The 10,189-nt window shown below is 42.4% G+C and carries 10 protein-coding genes and 1 pseudogene; 6 read left to right on the top strand and 5 right to left on the bottom strand.

Annotated elements, in window-relative coordinates:
* Positions 1-40 precede the first annotated feature (40 nt).
* Together VTH8203_RS23250 and VTH8203_RS23245 are read right to left on the bottom strand one after the other, a co-directional pair.
* Positions 41-289, bottom strand: coding sequence for a hypothetical protein (locus tag VTH8203_RS23250; protein WP_096995745.1), 249 nt, complete (start codon positions 287-289; stop codon positions 41-43).
* A gap of 223 nt (positions 290-512) precedes the next feature.
* Positions 513-1,745, bottom strand: a complete 1,233-nt coding sequence (locus tag VTH8203_RS23245) for a DUF819 family protein (RefSeq protein ID WP_096995744.1) — start codon at positions 1,743-1,745, stop codon at positions 513-515.
* 784 nt (positions 1,746-2,529) lie between these two features.
* Here VTH8203_RS23245 and VTH8203_RS23240 point away from each other — a divergent pair.
* The gene (locus VTH8203_RS23240; RefSeq protein ID WP_096995743.1) at positions 2,530-2,721 is read left to right on the top strand and encodes a hypothetical protein; all 192 of its coding nucleotides are present in this window, start codon (positions 2,530-2,532) and stop codon (positions 2,719-2,721) included.
* A 339-nt stretch (positions 2,722-3,060) separates the two neighbouring features.
* On the opposite strand, the gene VTH8203_RS23235 is transcribed toward VTH8203_RS23240, so the two are convergent.
* Positions 3,061-3,651, bottom strand: a complete 591-nt coding sequence (locus VTH8203_RS23235) for a TfoX/Sxy family DNA transformation protein (RefSeq protein WP_096995742.1) — start codon at positions 3,649-3,651, stop codon at positions 3,061-3,063.
* A gap of 372 nt (positions 3,652-4,023) precedes the next feature.
* Between VTH8203_RS23235 and VTH8203_RS23230 the strand changes: the two genes are divergently transcribed.
* From VTH8203_RS23230 to VTH8203_RS23210, 5 genes are all read left to right on the top strand, one after another.
* Positions 4,024-4,947, top strand: coding sequence for an HDOD domain-containing protein (locus tag VTH8203_RS23230; RefSeq protein ID WP_096995741.1), 924 nt, complete (start codon positions 4,024-4,026; stop codon positions 4,945-4,947).
* Between the two features lie 90 nt (positions 4,948-5,037).
* Positions 5,038-5,943, top strand: coding sequence for a LysO family transporter (locus VTH8203_RS23225; protein ID WP_096995740.1), 906 nt, complete (start codon positions 5,038-5,040; stop codon positions 5,941-5,943).
* A gap of 97 nt (positions 5,944-6,040) precedes the next feature.
* Positions 6,041-6,553, top strand: a complete 513-nt coding sequence (locus tag VTH8203_RS23220) for a hypothetical protein (RefSeq protein WP_096995739.1) — start codon at positions 6,041-6,043, stop codon at positions 6,551-6,553.
* Positions 6,554-6,737: 184 nt separating this feature from the next.
* On the top strand, positions 6,738-8,384 hold the full coding sequence (gene panP, locus VTH8203_RS23215; protein ID WP_096995738.1) for a pyridoxal-dependent aspartate 1-decarboxylase PanP: 1,647 nt from the start codon (positions 6,738-6,740) through the stop codon (positions 8,382-8,384).
* Positions 8,385-8,728: 344 nt separating this feature from the next.
* Entirely contained in the window at positions 8,729-9,583 is an 855-nt protein-coding gene (locus tag VTH8203_RS23210) for a MurR/RpiR family transcriptional regulator (protein WP_006074735.1), read from the top strand.
* Positions 9,584-9,686: 103 nt separating this feature from the next.
* On the opposite strand, the pseudogene VTH8203_RS23205 reads toward VTH8203_RS23210, so the two are convergent.
* Together VTH8203_RS23205 and VTH8203_RS23200 are read right to left on the bottom strand one after the other, a co-directional pair.
* A pseudogene (locus VTH8203_RS23205) lies at positions 9,687-9,965 on the bottom strand (VOC family protein); the annotation flags it as partial.
* A gap of 22 nt (positions 9,966-9,987) precedes the next feature.
* A partial coding sequence (locus VTH8203_RS23200) for an integrase core domain-containing protein (protein ID WP_158296147.1) occupies positions 9,988-10,189 on the bottom strand: 202 nt, incomplete at its 5' end.

The following is a 10,189-nucleotide window of genomic DNA, read 5'->3' as shown; positions in this document are numbered from 1 at the left end:
TTAGTGCGTCTTCTGACAACGAACCGTGGTTTCTTACTCATTAAGTGGCCATTGGGACAGTTTTAAAGCTTTGTGTGTGTATCGCAAAGGTAATTGTTACTGGGTGCTTAACGGTGCCTTTGTGGAGGCTTGAGCCGTATGCAGTGAAAGTTGCACGTACGGTTCTGAGGAGGGAGGCACCTGGTAACAGGTGCCGCCTATCCGACAGTTGAGTGAGTTCATAACCCACACGCTTGCTACATGGTCCAGAAGAGAAATTAGGATTTTGCGGTTTAAGTTGAGGTTTCATAAGCCTCCCTGCTTGTGAATATTGAATAACTATTCATCACATTGTCGTAAAATGGCTGGTAAGGCAAGAGGTTATGTTGAACGATGAAAATTATTTATATTTCCTATATTAGATGAGCCGTTTTTTACACACAGTAAATAGGAGAAATATCGAAACGTTTGACACACAAAACTAAAAAAGCAGTGCTGCTACGCACTGCCTCGAATTAGGTGCTGTCGGTGAATTATCCCATCACCCCGACAGCGGCTTGCATCATGAGGCCGCATATATATGCCCCATAAGTACCTAATGCATAGCCAAGTACAGCCATCAAAATGCCTACCGGTGCTAATGATGGATGGAAAGCTGCCGCCACAACAGGCGCGGACGCTGCACCACCAACGTTGGCTTGGCTGCCCACTGCCATAAAGAACAGTGGCGCACGAATGAGTTTAGCGACAAATATCATCAGCAATGCGTGAATTGTTAGCCACGTGATGCCGATAAAGAAGTAACCCGGATTATCTAAAATCGCCGTCACATCCATTTGCATACCGATCGTTGCCACCAGAATATAAATGAATGCCGAACCAATTTTTGATGCGCCAGCATGTTCTAGTGTGCGTGCCGGTTTGAACGTAGATGCGATCAATGCAAACGTCGTTACGAGAACGATAAGCCAGAAAAAGCCAGAGGTCAGACTGTATTTTTCCAACTCTGGTGCATTAGTAGCAATCCAAGGGGCAATCAGATCAGAACCAAAATGGGCAAGACCTGTTAGACCAAAGGCGATAGCGACCACTTTCATCATGTCTGTTGTTGTGATTGGGCGAGCATTCTCTTCTTCGTATTTCGCGACCGTCCTTTTTAACTCGTCAATAGAAGAAGTATCTGCCTTAAGCCAAGCATCCATTTTCTTTTGACGTCCTGCCATGATCAGCAGTATAGCCATCCAAATATTGGCACAGATAACGTCGACGGTGATCATTGCAGAGAACAGCTTATCACTAACACCAAACACCTCTTTCATAGCCGCCTGATTTGCGCCGCCACCGATCCATGAGCCGGCTACTGTTGTTAGGCCACGCCATACATCACCAGATACGAGATCTGGATTAATAAAGTCTAGAATTACGATAGCCGCAGGCCCACCAATAATAATGCCCACCGTCCCTGTCAAGAACATGATTACCGCTTTCGAGCCTAGCCCAAAAATCTTCTTTAAATCTGCTGAGATGATCAGCAGAACTAATGCACCAGGTAAAAGGTATCGGCTAGCAACAAAATAGAGCTTTGATTCAGAGCCATCAATAATGCCCGTCGTGTTGAGTAAAGATGGGAGGAAATAGCACAGCAACAGACCTGGGACAAAAGAGTAGAACTTTCTCCAATAGGGATTGTTGCTGCTCTCGGTGATAAATACCCCACCAAGAATAGCAGCAAGTAAGCCCATAATGACGGCGTCATTCGTGATCATTCTTATAAGTCTCCTTAACTTGCATCCATTGAAACATTTGGACACATTTGGTCAGTGGCCAGAGACTATACATACATCTCTTTCTTGTCACAAACTTTAACATTTTTCATGCATTTGAAATGAATAAATAGAAAATCATCTCTGTCAAAAATCAATTCAATGGCGTGGTTTGTATCCCAAAATAGCAGGTAGCCATTCATTAGATTCGAGTAAACACTTATTTTTATCAGTAAGTTGTAATACGTATTTTATGGTATTCAGCAAAATTAATATCAACAATTCCTTTACTTACCACTATTACCATAGCAATGCGACTGGACTCATATAAAATGTTAAATCGTATGAATTTCGAACAACGCCCGATTGATCGTTATTTGATGTAAATCACATTTGAGTACAGAAAAGTGTCGACTTTTAACGGTAATTTTCATGAAACTTAACATCATGTACTGCGTTTTCGACGTCATTCGCTACGATTAGGTTTAAAAACACGCTTCTTTTTCGTTTAGACCCGTCGAAAGAATTGAGTATAGGAGATTTCATCCTTGTCCTAGTTGTGAGCATTCGGGCACACTCAATGGCATTAGCCGGTTTTACATTTGCCTAATTATTGAAGCCTCTTTTTGAAGTCTGTTACCTAATGTTCAGCACACGCAAAGCGCTACGCATTTAGCCAATTTGAAGCCCTCAGCTAATCGTTATAGTTAGCTAAAAACAAAGTACTGGATATTCACACAGCATTAGCTATACTGGTTGTACATACAGCAATTCATGAGGTGTAGTTATGTTGCAAGATAAACTAGAACGCATCAATGAGCTTCGCAAACAAGCGATGGCCGACCCTGAATTCATGAAGTCTGCGCAAGCACACGCTGATGCGATTAAACACGAGTATCACCCTACTCCAAGTACTCAACGTAGCAAGAAACCTAAAACACTGTCCGATATCTATAAAGGCTACGATTTTGGCATTTAATTCATAAACACACACAAATTAAGAGAGCTCACGCTCTAACGCTGAGCAATTGAGACTGTAACCGATAGATCAATGGCATGTTCATGCCACTTTATAAAAACTCGATAGACACTATATCGAGTTTTTATATGCGCTTCACTTAATCCCTGAGAACACGAACGATTACAACTCATTCAAGTTACAACACTTACAAACCTTTTGCTTATTGAATGAATAGGTTGCTTGCTAGGGTTGATCATACAAGCTGCTATTCGATAAATGAAAATTTGCTAATAGGAATAGAGAGAGAAACGATGCCGTCCACCTAAGTGAACGGCATTACTGCACAATACTGGTTGTTTAATCGATTTCAGAACAATACTGCAATAACTGTTGCTTGCGAGGGTCTTGAATCAACTTCCAGTGTATTCCTTCAACGGCACCTGCGAACTTCCACAACAATTTGATATCCACATCGTTGCCATACGTTCTTTTTACTTTATTGAAAACATGTGGCGCGCCCAACTCCAAGAAGGTTTTCACATCTTCAATACCGGATTTCTTCACCATACGCTCAAGTGTCAACTGCATATTAGGCAAATCCCTTAGCCTTCTATTTTCGACGGATTTCTTGTTTGAATGGTATTCAACCGAATTAGCGATAGATCGTTGAACTAGCTCAGCCAGAATCGACGCGTTTTGCTGAAACAACCTTGTAATGTCGTAATAGTTAACGGTTGCCGTAGACTGTTTTTTAACGTGTCTAAACTTCTCACAATTTAGATTTTGTAGTGTTTCGTCAAGCGAACAGCCACCACGAATAAAAACCCTATCATTACTGATAAGTGCATACATGGCGCTGTCTTTAAACAGCCCTGTGCCACCGAACATCGAGCGTTTTTGAGAGATACCAAATTGAGTTGTGTAGTCGTAAAAAGATTGCTCTATCATTTCCTTTGATCCTTAATCTTTTACCCCGATTAATACGATCACCAGAAATAGCAGCGGATAAATGCGAAAAATAATAGTTAGAGTCTGTCAATATAAACAGCGACAGCTCCGTTTGTTATATATGTAATTATAATAGTTCACAATGCAAAATAAGTCTGGCTCAACATCACAATTGTGCTATTTAAACAAAGAGGCTTTGCGAGTCACTTCACACCAATGACGTTATACAATCAGTTACACTTATGTTTTCTAATTGAATGGTGTTTCAAACGTCAAACAATTGACCTAAGACTACATTTTGGCACTTAGGTTATTGTCAATTATAAAGAGTGACGGGTAAACTGACCTTCTATCTTCTGCTGTCGAAATCTTATGAACCACTTATCATTTTACTGGTTACCAGACAACCAACAATTATTTATAGAAAGCTTGGAAACTGAATTTGCTGAGCTTGTTGAACAATCCATCAACACCGGAAAAATCTCTCTTCCTCCGATCTCTGAAGTTGTTTTAAAAATTCAAAAACTGTGCCCATTAGACTCCACTGGGATTTCAGACATTGCGAACTGCTTATTGGAAGATCCAGGACTGGCAGCCATCGTTTTAAAAGTGGCCAATTCTGTCATCTTTAATCGAGGTAATATCACCTGTAAGGATCTCAATACCGCCGTTTCTCGTTTAGGCATCCTCCGTGTCCGTGATATTGTTACCGCTCAATCAATTGAGCTTCTTAAGCATTCCGTAAATCTAACCGATGAATGCAAAGATGTTTTAGTGCAAAGTGCTGCTGTTTCTAGAGAGCTTGCCGCCACTATGGTTTTAGTGACTCAATCTTTTCAAGATCACGCACCAACCAGTTATCAATATCTAGAACAAGAAAAAGCGCTATTGGTTGGTTTCCTCGCCGACATTGGACTGTTCTGCTTGGTGAATGAATACCACCTTTACTTAGAGAGAGGAAACTACCTCGACTCTAACCTAGCGATGCAGATTTTCCACTCACGCTGCCCAATTACTAGTGAACAGGTGTTGAGAACTTGGGGTTTTGATAACGACTTTATCGAGGTTGCCTCTAATCAACCAAAAACTCTCGAACGTCCAGAAGTGTCTTACTTAGACATTGCAAGGATTGCCAATCATGTTTTGCTGTATAGAAAACAAGATCATGAAGCGCTAGAAGAGCACGAAGTAGAGATCAACGTCGACGGAGCTGAAGTGCTTTATAAACTAACGACGATGTCTGATCAGGAATTCAAAGCGAAAACGTCAGAAATCATCCGTTCGGCAGGTATGTAGGAGAGCAATCTCCTATCTCGCTCTTGTTTTTGTGAAGTAAACCTCTCACAATACCGCATACGCTAATTATTACGAAGGATCGTCGCGTCAATGTTCTCAGGGATGCTGTATATTTTTACGCCGCTAGTCATCGGCTATTTCTTTTCAATTAACAACAAATCGTTGCTCGATACCTTGAATAAAGCAACGTCATGGTTGATTTATATCATTCTATTTTTGATGGGACTCAGCCTTGCCGCTTTAGATGACTTTGGCAGTAATTTAAAAACCATTGTCTCAATGACATTGGTGTTCTTTGTCTCCATAGGCACATGCAACCTTATCTCTTTGCCATTCGTTGACCGAGTTTTACCACTTAGGACGGAAAGTCTGACAAGTCACCTCCCATTATCTGTAATGGCGCTGGAATCACTGAAGCTTATTTTAGTGGTTGGCTCAGGGTTAGTGGTCGGCTTATTGTTGCCAATAGGCCTAGGTTGGGTAGAAACCGCAAGCGAGTGGATACTTTTAATTCTCTTGTTTTTTATCGGTATTCAGCTGAGAAACAGCGGCTTGACACTAAGGCAAATATTAGTCAACAAACAAGGTATGGCCATCGCCCTCATTATCATTTCCAGCTCTTTGATTGGTGGCGCCATCGCTGCGGCGATTCTAGACATTTCTGTTTATAAAGGACTCGCTATGGCATCCGGCTTCGGGTGGTATTCACTTGCCGGCATTCTAATGGGCGATGCGTTTGGTCCAGTCTACGGTGGCGCCTCGTTTATGATAGAGCTGTTACGAGAGCTGGTAGCGCTCGTCATTATTCCACTTTTGATTACTAAAAAGCCGTGTACCGCTATCGGTTATGCTGGTGCAACAGCGATGGACTTCACGCTACCAGTCATCCAAAGCACTGGGGGCGTACGCTGTGTACCCGTTGCCATTGTTAGTGGCTTTATTCTGAGCTTGCTGGTACCCGTAATGATGTTATTTTTTGTATCACTTGCAGGTTAGATCGCAGGAAAGTAGCCGTTTTTCAGCTATGCTTCCGCTCTCAAAACAACAATAAAGACTTAAATAACAGAGTTAGCCCAATTCAAAGGACCAAATAATGAAAAAATGGCTTATCGCAGCAATGCTCGTCGGAACCTCTTTTTCCTCATTTTCAGCTGACACGCAATGCCTAGAGAAAAAATACGATGCCTACATCGATGCCTCTATCCAATGGTATGATGACCTCGTGACTCTTACCACTCAACAGTACCCAGAGCTGGAAGGTGTTGGACAATGGTTCCTGGAAGGTAGAAAAAACCACTTTGAACTCAACCGTGAAGCTGTTCACTACTACTTAGCGAATGAACCCACAAAAGTAGCGACAGAACGCTCAATTGAAAGTTGGTTGCAACTTGAACAACAAGATGTAAAAGCACTCGCACAACGTAATGACATGTTAGGTCAAGCTGCCGCTAAGAGCTTTGCCGACCGTCAAGCAAAACCTCACGAAAAAAACTACGATTTACGTAGTGCATTTGCGGACTTGTTGAGTCATCCAAAGAAAATCGATACTGCCTTGAACAAATACAATACCTCTATTCAGCAAGTAGAAATGATTGAATGTAAGTAGCGGTTTAACTGATAACCAAAAGCTGGCCATCGGCCAGCTTTTTGCGTTTTAATTAACCACACAGACAATTTCATGTTTGCAACGCGATGAAAATTAGGTTTCCATCCCAATTTTTGCGAGACAATCACCGCCAATTGGTTTAGATTGTGCCGCTTGCAGTAACGGAATAATAGTAGATAACGGTATGGTATCTGAGCAGAAAATTGCTGATGTCAGCTTCGAAAGCCTTCTTCGAATCTTCACTATCCCTGAAGGACCAGATTCAACTCTGACCCAAATAGAAGAAGGATTGTCCAAAAACTTAAACCAGTTTTTGCGTGAGCACATAGTGGCAGAAGAAAAGCCTTTACATGAAATTGAAAAGGACTTTTCTAGTGCCGTTATTCCTGAACAGCCCGCGTTTGTTTCGGATCACACTGAATACCTTCTTGATACTTTGGTCTCTCACTCGGTACACACCTCTTCACCAAGCTTCATTGGTCATATGACGTCGGCATTACCTTATTTCTTGATGCCATTGTCGAAAATTATGATCGCTTTAAATCAAAACTTAGTGAAGATTGAGACCTCAAAAGCCTTCACGCCATTAGAGCGTCAGGTCCTCGGAATGCTTCATAAACTGATTTATGGCAAGACCGAGACTTTCTATAACCAATGGATGCACAGCGCCAACCATTCTCTTGGTGCGTTTTGCTCCGGTGGTACGATTGCCAATATCACAGCGTTATGGGTTGCTAGAAACAATGCTTTGAAAGCACAAGGTCAGTTCCTTGGTGTGGGAAAAGAAGGATTGTTTAGAGCGATGAAGCACTATGGGTACGAGGGACTCGCTGTTCTGGTCTCTGAACGTGGCCATTATTCGCTGAAAAAAGCTGCTGATGTACTGGGTATTGGTCAACAGGGTCTGGTTGCTGTTAAAACCGATAGCCACAACCGCATCTGCCCTGATGATCTGCGAGCTAAATTCGCTCAGCTCAAACAAGATAACATCAAGCCATTTGCTGTTATTGGTGTCGCTGGTACCACTGAAACTGGCAATGTTGACCCTTTAAGAGAAATTGCGCAAATCTGCCAACAAGAGTCCTGCCACTTTCACGTTGACGCGGCTTGGGGCGGAGCAACTTTAATGTCAGCTAAATATCGCTCGTTGCTGGACGGTATTGAACTCGCTGACTCTGTAACCATTGATGCACATAAACAGCTCTATATTCCTATGGGCGCTGGCATGGTGCTCTTTAAAAATCCAGACGCAATGAAAAGTATTGAGCATCATGCCCAATATATCTTGCGTAAAGGTTCAAAAGATTTAGGCAGTCACACTTTGGAAGGTTCACGCTCAGGCATGGCAATGTTGGTGTATGCTGCGATGCATATAATCAGTCGTCCTGGTTACGAATTATTGATCAATCAAAGCATCGAAAAAGCGCGTTATTTTGCCGATCTAATTAAGCAACAAGACGACTTTGAGCTCGTCAGCGAGCCGGAGCTATGCCTACTCACCTATCGCTATGTGCCAAAATACGTCCGCGATGCACTAGTGTGTGCATCACACGAGCAGACGACAGAACTTCATAAGCTATTGAACGAGTTGACCAAAGTCATTCAAAAGAAACAACGTGAAACTGGGCTCTCTTTTGTCTCCCGTACGCAACTTAACCCAATCCAGTGGAGCATACATGACACAATTGTATTTAGAGTCGTGTTAGCCAATCCACTGACCACAAAAGACGTGTTGAGCTCAGTACTTGAAGAACAGAGAGAGATCGCGAAAACTGCACCTAACCTGATGGCGCGGCTTGAACAGCTATCGCTCGACATTACCCAAGGCTAACAACAGGAAGTAAAATCAATTTTCATTCTCGAATTCATGAAAATTTCTTTCTGTTTTGTGGGAGTAATACGGCAAAAACGAGCTAGAAACTGGCTATTTCTGGCTGTTTTTTCTCCAATTGTTTTTTTCTTCCATTTTTTTGTTTGATGCCTGTCATATTCTAAAGATTTCATGCGAGCTTTTGTTACAGCTCGTATGCCGCTTCGTTTATACTGAGAATATGGAGTTGGCGTATTTCTAACGTACTATAAGAACTCAATATTAGATTGAGGTTGGCGAAATTACCTTTCGCTATTCACTAATAGAATACGCCAACAAGTTGTTCTCTTTACCCTGTGAACACTATGAATACACTAGAGAAAGTCCAAAAGAACTTAGAGAACTTCAGCAAATCAGAACGTAAGGTTGCTGAAGTTATTATGGCGTCCCCCCAGACTGCCATACACTCAAGCATTGCGACACTTGCTAAAATGGCAGACGTTAGTGAACCGACCGTTAACCGTTTTTGTCGTCGTTTAGATACCAAAGGCTTCCCAGACTTTAAACTGCACCTAGCACAAAGTTTGGCAAACGGTACCCCTTATGTGAACCGTAATGTCGAAGAAGACGATGGTCCAGATGCTTATACCCATAAAATTTTCGAATCAACAATGGCCTGCTTGGACGTGGCAAAAAATAGCCTAGACCCAATGCAGATAAATCGTGCCGTTGACTTGTTAACGCAAGCCAAGCGAATTTCGTTCTTCGGGTTAGGTGCCTCGTCCTCGGTTGCTCGTGATGCCCAAAACAAATTTATTCGTTTTAATATCCCAATTTCTTGTTACGAAGACGTCGTCATGCAACGTATGAGCTGCATCAACTGTTCTGACAACGACGTCATTGTACTGATTTCCCACACGGGTCGTACAAAGAGCCAGGTTGAAATTGCTCATCTTGCGAGAGAAAACGGAGCAACAGTCATCGCTGTGACTGCGAAAGACTCACCGCTAGATAAAGCGAGTTCATTATCTATCACCGTTGATGTCCCTGAAGACACTGATGTCTATATGCCTATGGCAAGTCGCGTCGTGCAGATGACTATCATCGATGTATTAGCAACAGGCTTCACTTTACGTCGAGGTTCTGGTTTTAGAGACAATCTAAAGCGTGTGAAAGAAGCACTAAAAGATTCTCGATACAATAAAATGCCGAATTATTAGCTAAAATCGTTATAGCAATAAAGCGAGAGGCTAAGCGGATTAATTTAAGGGGACCTGAGTCAGGTCCCTTTTTTCACTCATGTAGGCTGAAAGTAGATTCGTGTTACATTTCCTGCATCAGCTGAATGTAGTTACCACACGTATCATCGAGGACAGCAATCATCACTGTGCCCGCCTCTCTCGGAGCAATGGAGAACTCAACGCCAAGAGCTGACAGTCTTTGGTATTCTTCAGCAATATTATCAACGGCAAATGAGGTCCAAGGGATACCTGCCTCTTTCAGAGATTGTTGATACAACTTAGCTGGCTCAAATGCCATAGGTTCCAGTAATAACTCAACACCCGATTGTTCTTGTGGAGACACTACTGTTAACCATTTGTGCTAAAGCTGACTTATGTAGTGGTCAACTAAAATTGGCCACAGTTTTAGAGTTTTTCCAATACAGTCGTTCAGACTCATTGGGTGTCAGCCCGCCGTTATACTGATGGGGTCTGAGTTGGCTGTAATAACCAGTAATGTAACGAGTTATATGCTCCCTTGCTTCGCTAAAGCTCCGATAACCCGACACTGGTATCCATTCTGTCTTTAGGCTTCTGAAGAACCGC

The organism is Vibrio thalassae (assembly GCF_900089835.1).
GTDB lineage: Bacteria > Pseudomonadota > Gammaproteobacteria > Enterobacterales > Vibrionaceae > Vibrio > Vibrio thalassae.
Note: the sequence above shows the minus strand (reverse complement) of the source record. Positions and strands in the feature narration are given on the sequence as shown.